This window comes from Xanthomarina sp. F2636L (genome assembly GCF_026410195.1).
In the GTDB taxonomy this organism is placed as follows: domain Bacteria; phylum Bacteroidota; class Bacteroidia; order Flavobacteriales; family Flavobacteriaceae; genus Xanthomarina.
The window spans coordinates 187,124-209,399 of sequence record NZ_JAPMLM010000061.1 but is presented as its reverse complement, the minus strand read 5'-3'; the positions used below and the strand labels follow the sequence as shown (position 1 = coordinate 209,399).

The following is a 22,276-nucleotide window of genomic DNA, read 5'->3' as shown; positions in this document are numbered from 1 at the left end:
GCTCCAGCTGCTCCGGCTGATATAACAGTAGAATGTATCGATGATGTACCTGCTCCTATAGATTTAACAGCAACAGATAACTGTGCTGGTGATGTAGTTGCAACTCCTGTAGATTCAACTGATAGTTCTGATCCTTGTAACGTAGTCGTTACGCGTACTTGGACATTTACTGATAGCTGTAACAACTCTAGTTCGGTATCGCAAACTATTACAGTGAGAGATGAAGCTGCTCCTATAGTAACAAACGATCTATCTGATATAACTGTAAATTGTGATGTTATTCCAGATGTACCAACATTAGTATTTGATGATTGTTCAAGCGATGTTACTATAACTGATTTTAACGAAGACAATTCTTTTGATGGAACAAATAATGATTATGAAATTATTTGGACTTGGGAGTTTACAGATTCTTGTGGTAACATTGGTACTGCTTCTCAAATTGTTTATGTAACGATGACTGATACTGTTACATTAGAAAGTGATAGCAGATGTTCTGATGATGGTCTTATCGATTTATTCGATTATTACTATGGAGCAGATATGTCAGGTACTTGGATTGTAGTCTCAGGAAGTACAGTATTAGATGGCAGCTACTTTGATCCTTCAGATGTAGAACTAGGTGACTATATATTTAGCTATTCTGTTGCAGATAATGGTTGTTTAAGTACAACAGAGGTTACATTAAACATTAATGATGATTGTATTGTATTACCATGTGGTAGTGAAAATGTCAATATATCTAAAGCTGTAACACCAAACGGTGACCAGTGGAATGAATATTTTGAAGTTACAGGAATTGAAGATTGTGGATTTGTAATTGATGTTAAGATATTTAACCGTTGGGGAGCTATGATTTACGAATCTGGTAACTATCAAAACGATTGGAATGGTACAGCTTCTAAAGCATCAATTGGTGGTGCAGATAAAGTCCCTAATGGAACTTACTATTATATTCTAACATTAAAAAATAGTGGATTGAAACCTTTTACAGGATATATCTACTTAGGAACCAAATAAATACTATAACCTATGAAACTTATTAAACATTACATAGTTGCGTTGGCTCTATTGAGTTGTACGGTTGGAATTGCTCAACAATTACCACAGTTTACTCAATATATGTATAATACCATCTCAATAAACCCTGCTTATGCAGGAAGCCGAGAGACTTTAAGTGTAGTTGCCCTACACAGAAGTCAATGGGTTGGCTTTGATGGAGGTCCTATTACACAAACGCTTTCGGTTAATTCACCATTAAGAAATGAAAAAATTGGTATAGGATTATCTTTTATTAACGATAAATTAGGTGATGAACGCTTTTCTTATCTATATGGAGATTTTTCTTATACTATTCAGACTGGTGAAAAAACAAAACTAGCCTTTGGTATTAAAGGTGGGTTTACTAGTTATAGTTTAGACAGAAACGCCATTGATCCAGATGGGCAAGACCCAAATATTTATGGTGTTGAAGATAGATGGAGTCCAAATATTGGTGCTGGTGTTTATTGGCATTCACAAATGTGGTATTTGGGTCTTTCTGCTCCAAGAATTCTAAATACGGATTACACCAAAGGTGGAAACAATCAAGACATTGCTGCACTAGAACGTGTGAGCTACTATTTTACTGGAGGTTATGTTTTTACACTTAGCGAAAATACCAAGTTAAAACCAGCCTTTTTAGTTAAAGCTACTAATGGAGCTCCTATATCTTACGATGTCACGGCGAACTTTTTATTTTATGAAAAATTCTGGCTTGGAGCTGGATATAGAATTAACGAGAACACATCTGCTCTTGGCGGTTTAGCTGATTTTCAGGTTTCAAGACAATTTAGAATAGGATATGCTTACGAATACCCTCTTTCTGAACTCAATGATTATACAGGTGGAACACATGAAATTTTAATCATGTTCGAATTATTTAAACCGAAACGAATTAAATCCCCTAGATACTTCTAAAATATAACAGCATGAAAACAAAAGTCTTATACACAATTATAATTGCATTAAGTAGTACTTTTCTTTTTTCACAAGAAAAGGTGGCTGATAAATTTTTTGACAATTATGCTTATTTAAAAGCTGCTGAATTATATCAAGAAGCAGTAAATAATGGCGTTGATAGCGAGCATGTGCTTACTAGATTAGGAGATTGTTATTATTATAACTCAGACTCCAAACAGGCTGCCATTTGGTATGGTAAAGCTTTAGAAAAGTATTCTAAAGTGAGCCCAGAGTACATATACAAATACATACAAACACAACGTAGTATAAAAAATTACCAAGAAGCCGATAAATGGTTAGAAACGTTTAAAGAAAAACAAAATAATGACAGTCGTTCTAGAAAAGCAAAAGATCATAATTTAAATTTTTATGATAAACTTTCTTCAACTGAAGGGACTTATGTAAAAGTAAATAATCTTCCAATCAATTCTAATTATTCAGATTATGGTGCCTTTATTAATGGTAACACCATTTATTTTGCTTCATCTAGAGACACAAAAAATGATATCTACAAATGGAATAACGAGCCATTTTTAGACCTTTATCAAGGAACTATTTCTACTACAGATGGTAAAAAAGAAGTAACAGATATAAAAAAATTATCTTTTGAAGGTGTACGCAGAGACAACTTACACTCAGCAGATGCTGTGTTAACCAATGATGGTAACACCATGTATTTCTCAAGAATGAATGTTGGCAAAAGAAATAGAGCACGAACAGATAAAGAAGGTACGGTTCAATTAAAAATTTATAAAGCAACTTTAGTAGATAGTACGTGGTCTAATATTGTTGAACTGCCTATTAATAGCGACAATTTTTCCACCTACCACCCTGCTCTAAGTCCAGATAATAAAACTTTATATTTTACATCAGATCGCGATGGTGGTCTTGGACAAACAGATTTATATAGAGTAGAATTAAAAGGAAATGATAGCTATGGAGAGGTTTATAACCTTGGACCAAAAATTAATACAGAAGGTCGTGAAGGTTTTCCTTTTGTAGCAAAAGATAGTACTTTATATTTCTCTTCAGATGGCTTTTTAAATCTTGGACTATTAGATATTTATAAATCTGATATTATTAAAGATGAAAATGCTGAAGCTGTCAATTTAGGAGCACCTTACAATAGTGGTTACGACGATTTTGCTTTCTATATAGATTCTGAAACTAAAGAAGGATATTTCTCTTCTAACAGATTAGATGGAAAAGGAAGCGACGATATTTACGAATTTACCGTTTTTGATTGCAAGCAAGAAGTAAAAGGTATAGCAAGAAACAGTAAAACACTAGAACCATTACCATTAACAACGGTTCAACTTATCGATGAATCTGGTAAAATTGTTGGTGAAATCACTACAAATGAAATGGGTGAATATACCTACGATGTAGACTGTAATAAACAATACAAAATACTTGGTAGCAAACCAGATTATAAAGATGCTTTAGTTGCTTTAGAAACTACTGAAGAACATGAAAAAGTACATGAAGCCGATTTATTCTTAATACCACTTATTAACGATAACGAAATTGTAATCAACCCTATATTCTTCAATTTTGACAAATGGGATATTAGACCAGATGCAGCTTACGAGCTTGAAAACATTGTTTCTGTTATGAGAGAACATCCAAATATGATTATTAAAATTGAATCTCATACAGACAGTCGTGGATCAGATAGTTATAACATGAAACTTTCAGATAGAAGAGCAAAATCTACTAGAGATTATTTATTCTCCAGAAACATTGCTCAGGATAGAATTGAAAGTGCTATTGGATACGGAGAAACTAGATTGGTTAACGATTGTTCTAATGGAGTTAAATGTACAGAAGCTCAACACCAAGAAAATAGACGTTCAAAATTTATTATTCTATCAGATAATGAGCAATAATATACTTCTTTAAGCTATTTAATGCTTACAAAAAGTAAAGATTATAGTGTAATAAGATTTAGTATTTTTAATATTTATAGCTTACATATTAAACCTTCCTAACAATAGTCTTATTACCTTAAAGCCACTCACCTAGAGTGGCTTTTAAATTTCACAACCTTTAGTAATAGGAAAAAGTAATTTAGTTTTCAGAAAAGACAGTAAAGAAATCTAAAACTATGTTTTCGACTATATTATAATATGGTAAAAAAACATGCTAATTAAATCGGTTTAGAGCTAATTTAAGATGCAATCGTAGTTAGAAACTGAACATATTGGCTTATTTAAATAAACCGAAAGGAAATCTCTTAAATAAGATAAAGAATAAAATTCTTTTTAGTTGTTCAAACCAAATTATAAAAAAACCACTCTTCTATTTTAAATAGAAAAGTGGTTTTAAATTGCTATTAATCAGTTGTAGATTATAACTTAAAATAAATATAGCTTACATATTAATTTTAATTTTTCCTAAAAATTATTTTTTCACAAAGATATTTGTATAATACCATTTGCCATTGCTATTTTTCTCAGCTGAAATATCAAAGTTTGTAAAATCTCCTTCAATATTTTCTTTATGGCCAGGGCTATTTAACCATGCGTTTACAACAGACTCTGCCGATGTAAACCCGTAAGCAACATTCTCTGACACTTTATTGGCTCCAACATGATTTACCAAATAGGTTTTACGTTGGTAAAAATTATCATGAGATACGTTATCTTTTTCTATCATATAGTCAGTATGACTATAAGCTTGAGATTTAATAACCTCCATATTATCAAGCGGATTTAATCCAATGCTTAATCTGTAGTCATTAATCAATTCTACAATTTCAATTTCAATAACTTTAGTTTCAGGAACTACAAGGTTAGAATTTACATTGTTTGCTGTTTCATCTAGGTTATCCGTTGAGCAGGAAAATGACAGCAAGGCAAATAATACCATTACTGGTAGTAAAGTAGGCTTTTTCATTGTTAGGTAATTTAGATTTGGTACTGCTAATTTAAAATCCTAATTAGAAAAAACTGTTAAAGAGATGTTAAAATCGATAAACTACATGTATTTAATCGGTTTTATTTTCATTTAATCGATGAAATGCATTTTGATATAGCAAAAACATGTATTTCATCGTTAAAATTATGGAGATAAACGGTTTTTGGACCAATCGTAATCAGAAGTTAAAGAATAACGGATTCTGTCATGCAGTCTATTAGGTCTTCCCTGCCAAAATTCAATCTCCACAGGCTCTACTATAAACCCTCCCCAAAAAGATGGTCTTGGAATCTCTTTCCCTTCATACTTTTTTTCTAGAGCAACTAATTTTTGTTCTAATGCGTCCCTACTCTCTAAAATGTCACTTTGGTTTGAAACAATGGCACCTAATTGACTACCTCGAGGTCTGGATTCAAAATAACCATCACTTAAATTTTCAGCAATTTTTTTTGCTTTTCCTTTAATAATGATTTGTCTTTCTGCTCCATGCCAGAAAAACGATAAACATACATTTGGATTGTTTTTTATAGCTTTTCCTTTTTCACTATTATAATTGGTGTAAAAAATAAACCCTTCGTAAGTAAACTTTTTAAGTAGTACCACTCTGTTTTTTGGAAATCCATCTTGACCATAGGTAGATATTGTCATGGCATTTGTTTCTATTTCGGGAAAAAACTTATCCACTTCAAAAAACCATTTTTGAAATAATTCCATAGGATTTTCTGGAGCGTTTTCTAATAACAGTTCATTTTTCTCGTACGACTTCCTGTAATTACCTAAATCTGTATTCATTATAATATTATTTAGCTTTTAAAGTGAATTTACTTTTGTAAATAAACTATTTCTTATAAATTTAAGAAATTTTTCCCCCTAATGACATTTGAAAATAGTAAATATTTTAACCTACTTCCTAGCTCAAAAATAGAGTTTTCTTTTGGTACCTTCTTCTTTTTAGATAGAATAATTATCTCTGAATTACATGAAGGCATCCATTTTGATTGGGAAAAAATTGAACTTGTTATCTCTGCTATAGCTGAACATTATGGCGATGATTTTAAAGTTGCTTTTCTTTCTAATAAAGTGAATTCTTATTCTATAGAACCTCAATTATGGATTAATTTTTATCAAGAATATAATTTTATAGTTGCTAGTGCTCTTGTTACTTATAATGAGTTTGGTTTTAAAAACGCAACGCTTGAAAAACATTTTTCTAAAAATAGCGTGAAACGTTGTAAATCCTTAAGCGAGGGTATGGAGTGGATTTTAAACCTAGAAGAGTTTGTTTAAAATATAAACTTTTTACCATCTTGTGCTAATTCTACATTCTTAAAAACAGTTTGAGCCTCAATTTTAAAGTCGTTTAAATTATCGTAGCGAGTAGAAAAATGACCTAGGACTAACGTACCAACTTCGGCTTGTTTAGCAATACTTGCCGCTTGTTTAGCTGTACTGTGTTTAGTTGGTTTGGTTAACTTTTCATGTTTGTCTAGAAAGGTTGATTCATGATACAATACCGTTGTTCCTTTAATAACATCTATTACACTTTCATTATAGGCTGTATCGCTACAAAAGGCATAGCTTTTAGGTTTTACTGGATCTTTAGTAACTGTATCATTTTTAATTAATTCCCCTTTCTCATTAACAACATCAAAGCCTTGTTTCAGTTTATTAAAATAAGCCATATCAATATCTACATTTAAAGCAGCATTTATATCTAGTTTTCTTAAACCTGGTTTTTCTTTAAATAGAAATCCATTGGTATAAATTCTATGGTCTAAAGGAATGGTATGGACTTCCACTGTATCATCTTCAAAAATTAATTCAGATTCTTTAGAAGTCAGTTCATGAAAAATAAGCAAATAATTAGTCCAGGAGCTAGCTAATTTCATTTGAAGTGTAATAAGTTCCTTTAATCCTTTTGGAGCATAAATATGTAGTTCGGTTTCACGTGTTAATAATCTAAAAGTAGAAATTAATCCTATCAGTCCAAAATAATGATCCCCATGTAAATGCGAAATAAAAATATGCTTAATTCGGTTAAACTTCACTTTATTTCTACGCAATTCCACTTGAGTTCCTTCTCCACAATCTATTAAAAATATGTGATTATTTATTTCTAATACTTGAGAAGTTGGATTGGTATTAACACGAGGAGTTGCGCTATGGCAACCTAATATAGTGAGCTTCATTTTTGATATATGTTGTAGTTATTTATTATTTAGTTGTCGAAATAACAGCCGAACACTAAACAATTAAATCCCTAAATCGCGTTCCATTTCTTCCATTTCAATAATATCATGAGCTTCTTGAATGGTTGGTACTACAACAATTTCGTCTGGCATGTCATCCAAATTAACTTTATCTGATACAACAACAAAAGAATGTTTAGATTTTCTATGAGTGTTAGAAAGCTGTAAAAATTCAATAATTTCCTGTAAAGAAATAGGCTTTAAACTAGTTAACGAAACAATGATATTATCATTTTCATATCGTTTGTAAACCACATTTATTTTTTTTACCAATTCGATAACAGATGCTTTTTCCTGAGTAATAATTGTAATATTACCTTCTTTATCTATAATCATACGTTAATAGTTTTATTGTTTAATTTTTGAAGCTAATAAATAAATTACAGCCATCCTAACAGCTACGCCATTTTGAACTTGATCTAAAATTATGGCTTGTTTAGAATCGGCCACATCACTAGTTATTTCTACTCCTCGGTTTATAGGACCTGGATGCATGATGGTAATTTTCTTATCTAAAGAATCCAATAAGGTTTTATTAACACCAAATTGCTGTGTATATTCTCTGGTGGATGGAAAATAACTAATTTCCATACGTTCGTTTTGAACACGAAGCATATTTGCTACATCGCACCAATTCAATGCTTTACGTAAATTGGTTTCAACTTTTACTCCTAATTTATCTATGTGTTTTGGTAACAAGGTTTTAGGTCCACAAACCATAACGTTTGCGCCTTGAAGTTTAAGTGCATAAATGTTTGAAAGTGCTACACGACTATGTAAAATGTCTCCAACAATTACTACGTTCTTTCCTGAAACCTCTCCTAGGCGTTCTCTAATGGAATAAGAATCCAATAAAGCTTGCGTAGGATGCTCGTGAGCGCCATCTCCAGCATTTATAATACTAGCACTAACATGTTGCGACAAAAAAACACTAGCTCCAGGATTTGGATGACGCATAACAACCATATCCACTTTCATGGAAAGAATATTGTTTACGGTATCTATTAAAGTTTCTCCCTTTTTTACTGAAGATTGCGATGCAGAAAAATTAATAACATCTGCTGAAAGTCTTTTCTCAGCAAGTTCGAAAGAGAGTTTGGTTCTAGTAGAGTTTTCAAAAAATAAGTTGGCAATGGTAATATCTCTAAGTGAAGGCACTTTTTTAATAGGTCTGTTAATCACTTCTTTAAAATGATCGGCAGTTTCAAAAATAAGTTCGATATCTTTTTTATTAAGATATTTTATTCCTAATAAGTGGTTGACACTTAGTTCACTCATTTTTTATTCTTTGTTTAAGGTTTACAGTTTAAAAAGTGGTTTTAAACAAATACTATTAAACAGAAAACCATTATTATTCATTTATATTTCCAATTAAATAAACAGCATCTTCTCCGTCATTTTCTATCCAGTTTACCTGTACTCTTTCGTTATTTATAGCATCTACCTGTCTGCCTCTATAGTTTGGTTGAATGGGCAAATGCCTACTAAAACGTCTATCTATTAAAGTTAGAAGCTCTATTTCCTTAGGTCTTCCAAAAGATTGAATGGCAGTTAAGGCAGAACGAATACTTCTTCCAGTATATAATACGTCGTCTATAAAAACAATGTTTTTATCTTCAACTAAAAAATTAATTTCTGTAGTATTGGCTTCTAGGGTTTTTTCACCTCTTCGAAAATCGTCTCTAAAAAAAGTAATATCTAACAGTCCTAAATGTACATTTTTTATGTTGTAATCTTCTTTTAGCATTTTTGTTAGTCGTTCTGCTAGAAACTTACCTCTTGGCTGAATCCCGATTAACACCGTATTTGCAAAGTCTTTATGTTTTTCAATTAGTTGACAAGCCAATCTATGAAGAATGATGTTTACCTCTGTTGCATTAAGTAACACTTTTTGACTCATATATTCCCAACCTTATTGGTAAACAAAGGTAATGCAAATTATTAGAAATTGAAACACAAAAGAGCATTCAAACCCTATTCTCGATATTTATATGGAATTCTGCTATTATAGGAATGACAGCAGGGAATAAAAAAAGCCTTCAAAATAAATTGAAGGCTTTAGCTTTAATATTATGAATGAGAGAATTAACTCTTCCCGTCCATTTTATCTTTAAGAGCTTGTAAAGCGTCGTTAGCATCACCTAAAGTTGGTTTTGCTTCTGCAGCTTGAGATTCTTGCTTCTTAACAGCAGCTTTTACGTTTGCAGCTTCTTCTGCTCTAAAAATAGCAGTATGTGAAGCAACTACACGTTTAAACTCCTTATTAAATTCAATAATTTTGAATTCTGCAGAATCTCCTTTTTTAAGTTTCTTTCCATCTTCTTTTTCAAGGTGACGAGAAGGAACAAAAGCAACGATATCTTCGTTAAACTCAATAGTTGCACCTTTATCTACAACCTCAGCAATTTCTGCTGTATGAACTGTATTTAAAGCAAACTCAGTTTCGTATTTATCCCAAGGATTATCTGTAGTTTGTTTGTGACCTAAACTTAATTTACGTCCTTCTACATCTAATTCTAGAACTACTACATCTAATGTATCACCTACGTTACAGAACTCACTTGGATGCTTAATTTTCTTAGTCCAAGATAAGTCAGAGATATAAATTAATCCGTCAATACCTTCTTCTAATTCAACAAATACACCAAAGTTTGTAAAGTTACGTACAATCCCTGAATGATTAGAACCTACTGGATATTTAGAAGTAATGTCTGTCCATGGATCTTGAGTTAATTGCTTAATTCCAAGAGACATTTTTCTATCTTCTCTATCTAAAGTTAAGATTTGAGCTTCAATTTCATCTCCTACAGTTACGAAATCTTGTGCAGAACGTAAATGAGTAGACCAAGACATTTCTGATACGTGAATTAAACCTTCAACACCATCAGCAACTTCAATAAAAGCACCATAATCAGCAATGACTACAACTTTTCCTTTTACTCTGTCTCCAACTTTAACTTCTTCTCCTAAAGCATCCCAAGGATGTTTAGATAATTGTTTTAAACCTAATTGGATTCTTGATTTATCTTCATCAAAATCAAGGATAACTACGTTTAATTTTTGGTCTAATTCTACAATTTCGTTTGGATGATTAATTCTAGACCAAGAAAGATCTGTAATATGAACTAAACCATCAACGCCACCTAGATCGATAAAGACTCCGTAAGAAGTAATGTTTTTAACAACACCTTCTAATACTTGTCCTTTTTCTAATTGACCAATAATTTCTTTCTTTTGTTCTTCGATATCAGCTTCGATAAGCGCTTTATGAGAAACAACAACGTTTTTAAATTCATGGTTAATTTTAACCACTTTAAATTCCATTGTTTTGTTAACATACTGATCGTAATCTCTAATTGGTTTTACGTCAATCTGAGAACCTGGTAAGAAGGCTTCGATTCCGAAAACATCTACAATCATACCACCTTTCGTTCTACATTTAACGAAACCATTAACGATTTCACCATTATCATGTGCAGCGTTAACACGATCCCAAGCTTTAATTACACGAGCTTTTCTGTGAGATAAGATTAATTGTCCTGTTGCGTCTTCACGAACATCGATTAATACTTCTACTTTGTCTCCTTCTTTTAAGTTTGGATTGTAACGAAATTCGTTTAAAGAAATAACACCTTCAGATTTTGCGTTGATGTCAATAATAGCATCACGATCTGTAAGATGAATAACTGTTCCTTCAACAACTTCATCATCTAAAGTGTCTACGAAATTTTCAGCTACTAATTTTTCAAATTCTTTTAATTGAGAATCTTCAACCTCATCAATTCCTTCTTCGTAATTGTGCCAGTTAAAATCTTTTAAGAATTTTTCAGGATTTGCTTGAGCTTCAGATACTACTGGAGCTTCTACTGTTTGAGTTTCAGTTGTTTCAACTGCTTTTGCTTCAGTTGCTTCAACCTCTGCTTTTTTTGCTTTTTCAGCCATTTAATGTAAGTTAATAATGTTTTTACAAGGTTTTCATTTATTTGAAATTGTAAAAACACTATGTTTTGTATTCTGTAATGTTTCAGAAAATTTAAGCAAATAACACACAGAAGTGTTAATTTAAATTTGTTTTGTTCCCTTCTAATTTCTGACTCTTCGCTAAAAGGAGTGCAAAATTAATGATTTAAGATAAAATATCCTAATGTATTTTTCTAAAAATTAAAGGATTAGTTGTTTTCTTTCAGCTTAGTTTCAACAAGTTGAAGAATTTTGTTGAATTGTTCATCTAAAGACAAGTTAGAATTGTCTATTTCTATAGCATCATCAGCCTTCTTTAAAGGAGAATCTTTTCTGTTTGAATCTATAAAATCGCGCTCTTGAACATTGTGTAAGACGTCTTTAAAAGAAACATCCTCTCCTTTTGAGAGTAATTCCTGATATCGTCTGTTGGCTCTAGTTTCTGCAGAGGCTGTCATAAAAATTTTTAATTCAGCATCAGGAAAAACTACTGTTCCAATATCCCTACCATCCATAACTATGCCTTTGTTTTTACCTAGTTCATGTTGCTGCTTAACTAGCTGTTTTCTAACTTCAGACACTTTAGCTACCTGACTAACAAAACTGGATACTTCTAGAGTTCTAATGTCTTTTTCAACATTAATTCCGTTCAAATACACTTCAGAAAAACCTAATTCCGGATTAAATTTAAAACTTATAGCAATGGAACTAAGCTTAGATGTTAAAGCTTGGGTGTGAAAATGTGATTCGTCAATAAAGTTATTTTGCATAGCAAACCAAGTAACAGCACGATACATGGCACCGGAATCCACATAAATATATCCTAAATGTTTGGCTAATTGTTTAGCGACTGTACTTTTTCCTGTTGAGGAAAATCCGTCGATGGCTATGGTAATTTTATTCATTTATATAACTTAAAGAACCTTTATTTTTAGGCACTTATAAACTTTAGCGCACTTTAAGTGCATATTATCTTAAATCCAATTGTAGTCCAAAAAAGTTAGCATTTGCAGCACTTGTATATCTGGCATGTGTAAAGCTAAAACGCAGTTTATTTAGTTTTAAACCAAAACCTGCTGAGATTCCTGAAAAATTCCTCTGATCTACTATTTTTAGTTCCTGACCTCTTCTAAAGTTATAACCTAAACGAATATTAAAAGCTCCTTCTGGAAAAATTTCAGCTCCAATAATGGTATGATTTAAGACGTTATTAAAAAAACCAACCTCTTCTTGAGTTTGATTTCCTTCTAAGTCGGTTTCTGCTCTTGCAGGATTTGCTACAGAAATAGGCCACTTTTGTAAATTCTCAAAAGTTAAATGCCAACGAATAGGTACATGTTCTAAAGTTTGCGACATCCCAAAAGCAATTTCCAAAGGCAAAGGCTCGTTTAAACCTGCATAAGTAGTTATCTGTATTCCAGCATTTCTAACAACTAATGTGGCTTGAAATTCTAAATCTTCATTTATATAAATAAGTCCAGCGTCTAAAGCGGCTCCAAAAGAATTATATTGTTCTAGCTTAGATGTTATTAGCTTGACATTTCCTCCAACATAAAAATTAGAATAACCTAATTGTGTTGCATAACCAAAAGAAAGTGCTGCTTCATTTCCAGTAAACGATCCAGTAGAATTTCCATTTTCGTCATAACCATCAAAACTTCCGTAATTAATGTAATTTACTCCCATGTGGAAGGTTTGTGTTCTTCTGTCCCAAGTATAAGCATAAGCAGCTGTTCCATAACTAATACCTCCTAAATAACTAGTGTAATTTAAAGCGATTTGATTATCCATTTCCGGATTAATGGTAGCTGGATTGGTAAGACCTTGTGTCACATCGTAATCGACATTTGTAAACACCTTTCCTCCTAAGGCAGCTTGTCTAGGTGATGCTACTAAATTAAGAAATTGATACGTCGTTTCGCCACCAACTTGTGCAAAAGCAAAAGTGCTGAGAAGCATTAATAAAACTAGCGTAAATCTCTTAATCATAAAAGTGCAAAGTAAACAAATCTATCTTAAAACGGTTGCAAGTATAATTTATTTTTAAATGATAAAAAAAACCTCGAATATAATTTCGAGGTTTTGTTTCATTTTAAGGCTAACTGACTTAAAGTTTCTTCGCATTTACTACTTTCTGATTGGTAATGGCAATTTTTATTACATCGCTCATATCAGAAACATAATGGAAAGTCAAGCCTTTTAAATATTCGGGTTTAATTTCCTCTATATCTCTTCTATTGTCTTCACAAAGCAGAATTTCTTTAATTTTAGCACGTTTAGCAGCTAAGATTTTTTCTTTAATTCCACCTACAGGAAGCACTTTTCCTCTTAAGGTAATTTCACCAGTCATAGCAAGGCTTTTCTTTACTTTACGTTGGGTAAATAAAGACACCAAAGAAGTTAACATAGTAACTCCTGCACTTGGTCCATCTTTAGGTGTTGCACCTTCAGGCACGTGAATATGCACATTGTATTTTTCAAAAACATCTGGGTCTAAATCCAAATCTGTAGCATTGGCTTTAATATATTCCATAGCAATGGTTGCAGATTCCTTCATAACCGTTCCTAGATTTCCAGTAATGGTTAAGGTTCCTTTCCCTTTGGATAAAATAGATTCTATAAATAAAATATCTCCTCCTACTCTGGTCCAAGCTAATCCAGTAACAACTCCAGCTACATTATTATTTTCGTATTTATCGCGTTCCATTTTTGGACCTCCTAATACATCTATAATATCTTGATTAGAAATTTTAATATTATACTCTTCTTCCATCGCAATATTTTTAGCAGCATAACGCACCATTTTTGCTATTTGCTTCTCTAAACCACGCACTCCAGACTCTCTAGTATAACCTTCAACAATTTTTTCCAATTGTGGTTTGGCTATTTTTAAATGCTCGTCTTTTAAACCGTGTTCAGTTAATTGCTTTGGAAGTAAATGACGCTTAGCAATCTCTACTTTCTCTTCAATGGTATAACCCGTAACATTAATTATTTCCATTCTATCCAACAAAGCCGGTTGAATGGTGGATAAACTGTTACAGGTAGCAATAAACATGACTTTAGACAGGTCGTAACCCATTTCTAAGAAATTATCATGAAATTCGCTATTTTGCTCTGGATCTAAAACCTCCAACATAGCTGAAGATGGATCTCCTTGATGTGAATTTGATAATTTATCTATTTCATCTAAAACAAAAACCGGATTAGAGGTTCCTGCTTTTTTAAGATTTTGAATAATTCGCCCTGGCATTGCACCAATATAGGTTTTTCTATGACCCCTAATTTCGGCTTCATCTCTCAAACCTCCTAAGGACATACGTATATATTCTCTTCCTAAAGCTTCTGCTACCGATTTTCCTAAAGACGTTTTACCAACTCCCGGTGGTCCGTAAAGACAAATAATTGGAGATTTCATGTCGTTACGTAATTTAACAACTGCCAAATGCTCAATAATTCTTTTTTTAACATCGTCTAAACCATAATGATCACGATCTAAAATGCGCTTGGCACGTTTTAAGTCGAATTTATCCTTACTAAATTCATTCCATGGTAAATCTAGAAATAAATCTAAATAATTACGTTGAATGGAATATTCTGCAACCTGAGGATTCATACGTTGCATTTTCGCAATTTCTTTATTGAAATGCTCTGCAACTTTATCATCCCATTTTTTAGATTTAGCGCGAACCTTCATTTCATCCAATTCCTCATCATGACTTACTCCACCCAATTCTTCTTGAATGGTTTTCATTTGCTGATGAAGGAAATACTCACGTTGTTGCTGGTTCATATCGCTTTGAACCTTTAGCTGAATATCATTTTTTAGTTCCAGTTTTTGAAACTCGACATTCATATATTTTAAAGTCGCTAAAGCGCGTTCCTTCAAATCGTTTATCTCTAATAAAGACTGCTTTTCTTTAACTGAAAGATTCATATTAGAAGACACAAAATTTATTAAAAACGAATTGCTTTCAATATTTTTTATGGCAAAAGAAGCTTCACTTGGAATGTTTGGACTGTCTTTAATAATTTGAAGCGCTAAGTCTTTAATAGACTCGATAATAGCATCAAACTCCTTGTTATTTTTTGTTGGTCTTGCTTCTGGAACTTCACGAATGGTAGCATTCATATAAGGTTTTTCTGTAATTACTTCAGCTACTTTAAACCTTTTCTTACCTTGAATAATAACCGTTGTATTACCATCTGGCATTTTTAAAACACGTAATATTCTTGCAACCGTTCCAGTTTCGTGAATGTCTTGTGCTGACGGATCTTCAACTTCTTCGTCCTTTTGCGCTACAACTCCAATGACCTTACTTCCTTTATTAGCATCGTCTATCAATTTGATAGACTTGTCTCTTCCTGCTGTAATAGGAATAACCACACCTGGAAATAAAACCGTATTCCTTAAAGATAAAATGGGTAAGGTCTCAGGTAATTTTTCGTTTGATATCTTTTCTTCGTCTTCAGGTGTCATTAAAGGAATTAATTCTGAATTTTCATCAAATTCCTGAAATGACAAACTGTCAAGACTAAACAAATCTCTTTTCTTCATATTTATAATTAAGTCATTCTGTCATTAATATGCTTAAAAACAAAATGTATTCTTATTTTTTATTTTTACACTTTATGTTAAAATTCTGATTACTAATAAACTAGTCAGCAAAAAGAATATAAACCTCTTTTAAAAGTCCAATTAATATGCCATACTTCATAATTAGAACTAAAAGTTTTAACCTCTTTATTTAATATACAAAACCTAAGAGTTTTAAAAAAATTTAAAATATTTTTATACAAACTGTAACAGTTTCATATTAGCCACCTCTTTATACTAACAAACCATTTTATTTGTCACTAACCCATCAAAATATAGAGCAGCTCATCGCGCTTTGCAAATCTGGCAACCAACTTGCGCAGTTGGAAATTTACAATAGATATTATAAAGCCATGTTTAATGTAGCTTATAGAATTGTAAAAAATCGTTTTGAAGCTGAAGATGTAATGCAGGAAGCTTTCCTCCTAGCCTTTACAAAACTTGAGAGTCTTCAAGATGATGCCACTTTTGGAGCCTGGTTAAAACGAATTGTAATTAATAATAGTCTGCATCATTATAAAAAGAATAATAAATACGAAAATACCGCTTTTGATGATGTAAAATATAAAATTGAAAGCGAAGATCAGGGGGCTTCAAACGATTACGAGTTTACTAAATTGAAAGCAAAACAAGTGCTTGAAACTTTAAACAGTTTAAAGGAAAGTTATAGGGTTAGTCTCACCTTGCACTTAATTGAGGGATATGATTATGAGGAAATAGGAAGCATTTTAAACATGAGCTATGCCAATTGTAGAACCACAATCTCCAGAGCAAAAGAGAGCTTAAGAAAAAAATTAGAACCCTTTACATCTAATTAAAACAATAATTATGAACACAGACAACATAGACAAACTGTTTGGTAATTTAAAAGACAGTTTTGATATTGAAGAACCAAATTCTGGACACAACAAGCGCTTTTTAGATAAATTAAACAGTCAATCTAATCCAGTAGTAACTTCAAAAGTTTCAAAACAAGTACAACTTTGGAAACCCTTGGTTGGAATTGCAGCAACGCTACTTTTGGTAATGACTTTGGTGCTTGTTAAAAAACCTCAAAATGAAGTTAGAGATTTAGCTAATGTATCTCCAGAGATGGAAAAAACACAAAGTTTCTTTACGAGTACCATTTCAGTAGAGTTAAAAAAACTTGAAAGCGAATCCAATCCAGAAACAAAAATAATTATTAATGATGCGTTGATTCAAATTAAAAAACTGGAAGTTAGTTATGAAAATCTAAAAGTAGATTTAACAAAAAGCGGTGACGATAATCGTGTGATTTTTGCCATGATAAAAAACTTTCAAAACCGAATAGACATTTTACAAAACACCCTAAAACATATAGAAAACATTAAGCAACTTAATAATATAAGCAATGAAAATAATTCAAACATATAGATTTATCGCACTCTTTTTACTGATTCCTATCATCAGTTTAGCAGGAACTGATCCTAAAGCTGATACTAACAAAAAAGAGAAACATACAGAAGAAAAGGTTATCAGGAAATCTTTTAATGTCGCTTCCAATGCCACTTTAAAAATTGACAATAGCTATGGAAACTTAGATATTGTTTCTTGGAATGAAAATAGAATTGAAATTGTAGTAACTATTACTACAAAAGGAAATGACAAAGAAAAAGTGCAGCGAAAATTAGATGATATTTCTGTAGATTTTAGTGCTACAAACAGTTTAGTTTCTGCAAAAACCATTTTTAATAAAACTAAATCAAACTCTTGGTGGAGTTGGAATGGCAGCAGCAATGTAAACATGAGTATTAACTATGTTGTAAAAATTCCCATTACAAACTCCATAGATTTAAGTAACGATTACGGAAGCATTAATGTTGGAAAGCTTGAAGGTCGTGCCATTATAAGTTGCGATTATGGAAAAATAACGACCAAAGAACTTATGGCAGACAATAACAAAATTAGTTTTGATTATACCTCAAATTGCTATTTTGAATACATTAAAAGTGGAGAAATAAATGCAGATTATAGTGGGTTTACTATAGCCAAAGCAAAAAACATCAACCTAAATGCAGACTATACCTCGTCTATTATAGAAACTGTTGAAAACATTGATTATGTATGCGATTATGGATCTGTAAAAATAAATAGAGCCAATAATATTAATGGTAATGGCGATTATTTAACCGTTGTTATTGGAGATGTTTATAAAAATGTGAGTCTAGAAGCTGATTATGGTTCTATAAAAATTGAAAACATGACTGCAAATGCAGGGAATGTCAACATAGAATCAGATTATACAGGAATTAAAATTGGACATGCATCTGATTATCATTTTAATTTCAATATCGATTTAGAATATGCATCTTTAAATGATAGTGGAGGTTTTCAATTTATTAAAAAACGTGAAGAATCTGGTGAAAACTATTATTATGGATATTATGGATCTTCAAACTCTGGAAATTTAATTGAAATAGAATCAGATTACGGAAGTGTTACTTTCTATAAAAATTAATCAATTAATACTAATCTACAAATCATGAAAAACATCATTCTTATTGCAACAGTACTCCTATCAACTTATGGATACGCACAAAAAATTAAAGGAAACGGTAACATGAAAACCATTACCAGAACCACTGGAGATTACGATGGTATTAAATGCTCTGGTTCTTTCGATTACATTTTAGTAGCTGGAAATGAAGGAATTATCACGCTTGAAGGCGAAGAAAACCTTATAGAATATATTATTACTGAAGTAAGAGGAAATCAATTAATTGTTAAACAAAAAGACAAAACAAACCTTTATCCAAGCAAGAATAAAGCCATTAAAATTACCATTCCTTTTAAAGATATAAGTCAAGTATCTTTAGCAGGTTCAGGAGATTTATGGAACAACGATGTTATTTCTGCAACTATTTTTGAAGCGTCTTTAGCTGGTTCTGGAGATGTTACTTTACAAGTTGAAGCAACAACTATAAAAGGCAGTCTGTCTGGTTCAGGAGATTTAATAATAAAAGGACAAACAGATAGATTAGAAGCTAGTGTTTCAGGTTCTGGAGATTTTGATGCCTCTAAATTAGAATCTAATCATACAGATGTATCATTAACCGGATCAGGAGATGCTAATGTGGTTAGCTATAAAACTTTAAAAGCTAGAGTTACGGGTTCTGGTGACATTGAATACAAAGGGAATCCTGAAAAAGAAGACACGAAAGTAGTTGGTTCTGGAAGTATTAGTAAAGATGATTAATCAAATAGTAATTGTCTAAATAAAAAATCCGAAGCATGTGCTTCGGATTTTTTTATTAAGTTAATCAAAGTATACATCATCTAAGGAATAATCGAAAGTTCCATTCATACATTCAAAAGGCCCTGTTTCTTCATCTGTATCTACAAAATATCTGGTATATTGAAATTCAAAAGTACCACGTATAACACGAGTTGATAAATTAAATTCTGTAATGCTAATAGTCCCTCCTTCTACTTCGTAAGCTTGACTGCTTCCATCTCCATTATTATAAATAATATTGTAATGCGTGTTAATATCACCAGAACTAGCATAAGCAACAGATGTTTGCAAAGGGTATGTACCAACAGCCCAGTTAGATTGTGGGATATGCAAATTTATTTCCTTTGTAAAATCGGTAGGAGCGATTTCAGCATATGTGCTATTTCCTTGAATTTTTATATAATCCTCATCATTTGCATAACTATATGTTTCCATTGATATAGCCTTTTGAAATAAGTTATATCCATTAGGTTTTAAGTCATCAAATTGTTCGCCATCCAAATTTGCTGTCATTAATGCATGTCCATCTGCAGAACCTCCAGTTGTACAATTTAGCCCATCAATTATAGTTTGTAAAGTTCCATCTAAATCACCACAGGCAGCTATTTCATTCTCTAAAGCTGTTTTATAAGCATTACATAAAGTAGCATCTGTTGTATCTGCATTATACAATCCTTCAGCAGAAAGTCTTGCTAATTGCGCATCTTGACAAGCGGTATTGCTTGGTTCACAATCTAAAGCATCCATATTTGCCTGTAAAGCTCCATCTGCATCTCCACATGCTGCAATGACATTTTGTAAAGCATTTGCATAAGCAACACATAAGGCTCCGTAATTTGCATCTCCGGGCGACGCATTGTTGTAATTTGTTGCTGCCGTTACCAAAATTTGAGTTGTATCTTCACATGAGCCAATTCCACCTTCACCATCATTAATAATGCCTTCATCAATTGGTTCATTATCGCAAGCTGAAAACAAAACAAAGCATAAGGAAAGAGCTAAAAAGAGTGTTGATTTAAGATATTTATTCATCATAAAAAATTTAAATTAGTATGTATTTAATTTTGTTCTTGTTTTGGCACTCTAAATAATAAAACAATGCCTATTAAAAAGAATACAAATAGAAATAAAATGGCGTTTCGCATGCTTCCTGTTACCTGATCTATAGTAGCAAAAATAAACATTCCTATAACGATGCCTATTTTTTCGGCAACATCATAAAAACTAAAGAAAGATGTTGTATCCTGAGTTTCTGGCAAAAATTTTGAATAAGTCGATCTAGCTAAGGCTTGAATGCCTCCCATAACTAAACCTACAACTCCTGCTGTCATATAAAACTGTATAGGTGTAACCACAAAATATGCTGCAAAACACATAGACATCCAAACAATATTTACAGCAATTAGAGTTTTAATATTTCCAAATTTTTCAGATGCTCTAGAGGTTAAAATAGCTCCTAAAATGGCTACAAGTTGTATAACTAAAATACTCACTATTAAACCAGAAGTTTTCTCACCATCGTCTGCCCAAGCAATTTCTTCTTCTCCAAAATAAACAGCTATTAACATAATAGTCTGTACAGACATACTAAACACAAAAAAAGCTATCAAGTAACGCTTAAGCCTTAAATTTTCTTTTAGTTGAAGCCAGACTTGACGCAACTCTCTAAATCCGTTAAGAATCACGTTTCTAGTTACTTTTTCGCCATTTAAAACACCTTTAGGTAAAATGTAGAAGGTATATTGGCTGAATGAAATCCACCAAACACCAACCATAACAAAAGACCAACGCATCATTTCCATTTTAGCTGCTCCAGTTTCCTGGCTCATAACCATACTTAAATTGATGATGAGTAAAATAACGCTTCCTATATACCCTAATGAAAATCCCCTAGCGCTAATTCTGTCTTGCTGTTCTGGAAAAGCTATATCTGGCAAATACGAATTATAGAAAACCAAGCTTCCCCAATATCCTATTAATCCCATAAAATAGAACAATAGACTTATATAAATATGATCTAGGCTGAACCAATACAGACCTATACATCCTATACCTCCAACATAACAGAAAAATTTCATAAAACTTTTCTTATTTCCTACATAATCAGCAATCCCAGATAACAATGGAGACATGAAGGAAACTACTAAAAAAGTAAAAGCTGTTACAAAAGTAATTAAAGCAGTACTTTTAAAGTCAAAGCCAAAAGCATGGACATGCTTAATTTCACTTAAGAAAAGTGATGAATAGAATATCGGGAATATAGAAGACGCAATAGTTAGAGTATATACTGAGTTAGACCAATCGTAAAATGCCCAAGCATTCAGTAATTTTTTACTTCCTTTTTGAAGTTTTGTCATTTAGTGTTTTTAAATAAAAAAAGCTGTTCAGGGTCATAGAACAGCTTCGAAAATAAGTAAATAATTTAAATAATTCCTTTTTAAAATTTAGTAATTGGTCTAAAACTTGTTACACCAAACTTTTTAGCTTCTGCAACAGCCATTGGAACCAATGAGGTAATTTCCTGAATTCTAGTATCGTTAGATGGGTGCGTACTTAAAATTTCTGGTGGAGCACCTCCTCCACTATTAGCTTTCATACGTTTCCATAATTCGGCAGCTTCACTTGGATTATAACCAGCAATTCCCATTAAAACCAATCCAATTTTATCAGCTTCGGTTTCATGGCTTCTACTAAAAGGCAACATAACTCCTACTTGAGAGCCAATTCCGTAGTACTGATTAAAAGCTGCTCTATCATTATCATTTTGAATGGCAATATTGCCAGCCAAAGCAACTCCTTGCTGAATATAATCTGCACTCATACGTTGCTGACCATGATTTGCTAAAGCATGAGCAACTTCATGTCCCATAATTGCCGCAACCCCTGTTTCGCTTTGCGCTATAGGAAGAATCCCAGTATAAAAGACAATTTTGCCTCCTGGCATACACCAGGCGTTAACTGTCTTATCGTCTATTAGCTTATATTCCCATTGATAATCTTTTAAATAACCAGCGTAACCATTTGCATTTAACCAACGTTCAGCAGCAGTAGCTATGCGTTGCCCTACTCTGGTAATCATTTCAGATTGAGATGTTCCTGTTATCACCTTGCTCTCTTTAAGCACTTGATCATATTGCTGAAAAGCTGTTGGAAATAATTGCGAATTAGGTACCAAAGCCATCGTTTGTTTTCCTGTAAACGGATTTGTTGAACAAGCCGAAACTATCAATAGCAAAATCATTCCGCCTACTATACTTTTAATTTTCATTTGAAGTGTTTTTATCGTTATCTAAA

At 32.2% G+C, this 22,276-nt stretch carries 21 protein-coding genes; 8 read left to right on the top strand and 13 right to left on the bottom strand.

Annotation, left to right across the window (positions count from 1 at the left end; all coding sequences use genetic code 11):
* From OS191_RS06370 to OS191_RS06360, 3 genes are all read left to right on the top strand, one after another.
* The coding region (locus OS191_RS06370; protein ID WP_267154891.1) for a T9SS type B sorting domain-containing protein at positions 1-1,020 on the top strand (1,020 nt) is incomplete at its 5' end.
* Between the two features lie 12 nt (positions 1,021-1,032).
* The gene (locus tag OS191_RS06365) at positions 1,033-1,959 is read left to right on the top strand and encodes a PorP/SprF family type IX secretion system membrane protein (RefSeq protein ID WP_267154890.1); all 927 of its coding nucleotides are present in this window, start codon (positions 1,033-1,035) and stop codon (positions 1,957-1,959) included.
* Positions 1,960-1,970: 11 nt separating this feature from the next.
* Positions 1,971-3,890 (top strand): OmpA family protein, encoded by a 1,920-nt coding sequence (locus OS191_RS06360; protein ID WP_267154889.1) that lies wholly within the window; start codon positions 1,971-1,973, stop codon positions 3,888-3,890.
* A gap of 514 nt (positions 3,891-4,404) precedes the next feature.
* On the opposite strand, the gene OS191_RS06355 is transcribed toward OS191_RS06360, so the two are convergent.
* Both OS191_RS06355 and pdxH read right to left on the bottom strand, forming a co-directional pair.
* Complete coding sequence (locus OS191_RS06355; protein ID WP_267154888.1) at positions 4,405-4,899, bottom strand: CAP domain-containing protein; 495 nt, start codon at positions 4,897-4,899, stop codon at positions 4,405-4,407.
* A gap of 165 nt (positions 4,900-5,064) precedes the next feature.
* Positions 5,065-5,712 (bottom strand): pyridoxamine 5'-phosphate oxidase, encoded by a 648-nt coding sequence (pdxH, locus tag OS191_RS06350; RefSeq protein WP_267154887.1) that lies wholly within the window; start codon positions 5,710-5,712, stop codon positions 5,065-5,067.
* An 81-nt stretch (positions 5,713-5,793) separates the two neighbouring features.
* Here pdxH and OS191_RS06345 point away from each other — a divergent pair, with 81 nt between their 5' ends.
* A complete protein-coding gene (locus OS191_RS06345; protein ID WP_267154886.1) occupies positions 5,794-6,207 on the top strand; it encodes a hypothetical protein in 414 nt (137 codons plus the stop codon).
* Here the strand turns inward: OS191_RS06345 and OS191_RS06340 are convergent.
* From OS191_RS06340 to lon, 8 genes are all read right to left on the bottom strand, one after another.
* The gene (locus OS191_RS06340; protein ID WP_267154885.1) at positions 6,204-7,109 is read right to left on the bottom strand and encodes a ribonuclease Z; all 906 of its coding nucleotides are present in this window, start codon (positions 7,107-7,109) and stop codon (positions 6,204-6,206) included. The two genes, OS191_RS06345 and OS191_RS06340, sit on opposite strands and share 4 nt — an antisense overlap.
* Before the next feature lie 63 nt (positions 7,110-7,172).
* Positions 7,173-7,505: a ribonuclease Z gene (locus tag OS191_RS06335; RefSeq protein WP_267154884.1), complete on the bottom strand. Its 333-nt coding sequence runs from the start codon at positions 7,503-7,505 to the stop codon at positions 7,173-7,175.
* A gap of 12 nt (positions 7,506-7,517) precedes the next feature.
* On the bottom strand, positions 7,518-8,447 hold the full coding sequence (locus OS191_RS06330; protein ID WP_267154883.1) for an aspartate carbamoyltransferase catalytic subunit: 930 nt from the start codon (positions 8,445-8,447) through the stop codon (positions 7,518-7,520).
* Between the two features lie 73 nt (positions 8,448-8,520).
* A complete protein-coding gene (pyrR, locus tag OS191_RS06325; RefSeq protein ID WP_267154882.1) occupies positions 8,521-9,069 on the bottom strand; it encodes a bifunctional pyr operon transcriptional regulator/uracil phosphoribosyltransferase PyrR in 549 nt (182 codons plus the stop codon).
* 185 nt (positions 9,070-9,254) lie between these two features.
* Positions 9,255-11,111 carry a 30S ribosomal protein S1 gene (rpsA, locus tag OS191_RS06320; protein ID WP_267154881.1) on the bottom strand — a complete coding sequence of 619 codons (1,857 nt, stop codon included), beginning with the start codon at positions 11,109-11,111 and terminating at the stop codon, positions 9,255-9,257.
* A 227-nt stretch (positions 11,112-11,338) separates the two neighbouring features.
* Positions 11,339-12,034, bottom strand: a complete 696-nt coding sequence (cmk, locus tag OS191_RS06315) for a (d)CMP kinase (protein WP_267154880.1) — start codon at positions 12,032-12,034, stop codon at positions 11,339-11,341.
* A 64-nt stretch (positions 12,035-12,098) separates the two neighbouring features.
* Positions 12,099-13,118, bottom strand: a complete 1,020-nt coding sequence (gene porQ, locus OS191_RS06310) for a type IX secretion system protein PorQ (RefSeq protein WP_267154879.1) — start codon at positions 13,116-13,118, stop codon at positions 12,099-12,101.
* Between the two features lie 118 nt (positions 13,119-13,236).
* Positions 13,237-15,687, bottom strand: coding sequence for an endopeptidase La (gene lon / locus OS191_RS06305; protein WP_267154878.1), 2,451 nt, complete (start codon positions 15,685-15,687; stop codon positions 13,237-13,239).
* Between the two features lie 293 nt (positions 15,688-15,980).
* Between lon and OS191_RS06300 the strand changes: the two genes are divergently transcribed.
* The 4 genes from OS191_RS06300 to OS191_RS06285 are packed head-to-tail and all read left to right on the top strand — an operon-like array spanning position 15,981 to position 18,943.
* Complete coding sequence (locus OS191_RS06300) at positions 15,981-16,544, top strand: RNA polymerase sigma factor (protein ID WP_267154877.1); 564 nt, start codon at positions 15,981-15,983, stop codon at positions 16,542-16,544.
* A gap of 10 nt (positions 16,545-16,554) precedes the next feature.
* Positions 16,555-17,121, top strand: a complete 567-nt coding sequence (locus OS191_RS06295; protein ID WP_267154876.1) for a hypothetical protein — start codon at positions 16,555-16,557, stop codon at positions 17,119-17,121.
* Positions 17,099-18,205: a hypothetical protein gene (locus OS191_RS06290; protein ID WP_267154875.1), complete on the top strand. Its 1,107-nt coding sequence runs from the start codon at positions 17,099-17,101 to the stop codon at positions 18,203-18,205. The genes OS191_RS06295 and OS191_RS06290 overlap by 23 nt, the downstream gene beginning before the upstream one ends.
* Before the next feature lie 24 nt (positions 18,206-18,229).
* On the top strand, positions 18,230-18,943 hold the full coding sequence (locus OS191_RS06285) for a head GIN domain-containing protein (RefSeq protein WP_267154874.1): 714 nt from the start codon (positions 18,230-18,232) through the stop codon (positions 18,941-18,943).
* A 60-nt stretch (positions 18,944-19,003) separates the two neighbouring features.
* Here OS191_RS06285 and OS191_RS06280 read toward each other — a convergent pair whose 3' ends face one another.
* The 3 genes from OS191_RS06280 to OS191_RS06270 form a co-directional block, all read right to left on the bottom strand.
* Positions 19,004-20,014 carry a hypothetical protein gene (locus tag OS191_RS06280; protein ID WP_267154873.1) on the bottom strand — a complete coding sequence of 337 codons (1,011 nt, stop codon included), beginning with the start codon at positions 20,012-20,014 and terminating at the stop codon, positions 19,004-19,006.
* 26 nt (positions 20,015-20,040) lie between these two features.
* The gene (locus OS191_RS06275) at positions 20,041-21,339 is read right to left on the bottom strand and encodes an MFS transporter (RefSeq protein ID WP_267154872.1); all 1,299 of its coding nucleotides are present in this window, start codon (positions 21,337-21,339) and stop codon (positions 20,041-20,043) included.
* An 80-nt stretch (positions 21,340-21,419) separates the two neighbouring features.
* Positions 21,420-22,250 carry a M48 family metallopeptidase gene (locus tag OS191_RS06270; RefSeq protein WP_267154871.1) on the bottom strand — a complete coding sequence of 277 codons (831 nt, stop codon included), beginning with the start codon at positions 22,248-22,250 and terminating at the stop codon, positions 21,420-21,422.
* Between the last annotated feature and the right edge of the window lie 26 nt (positions 22,251-22,276).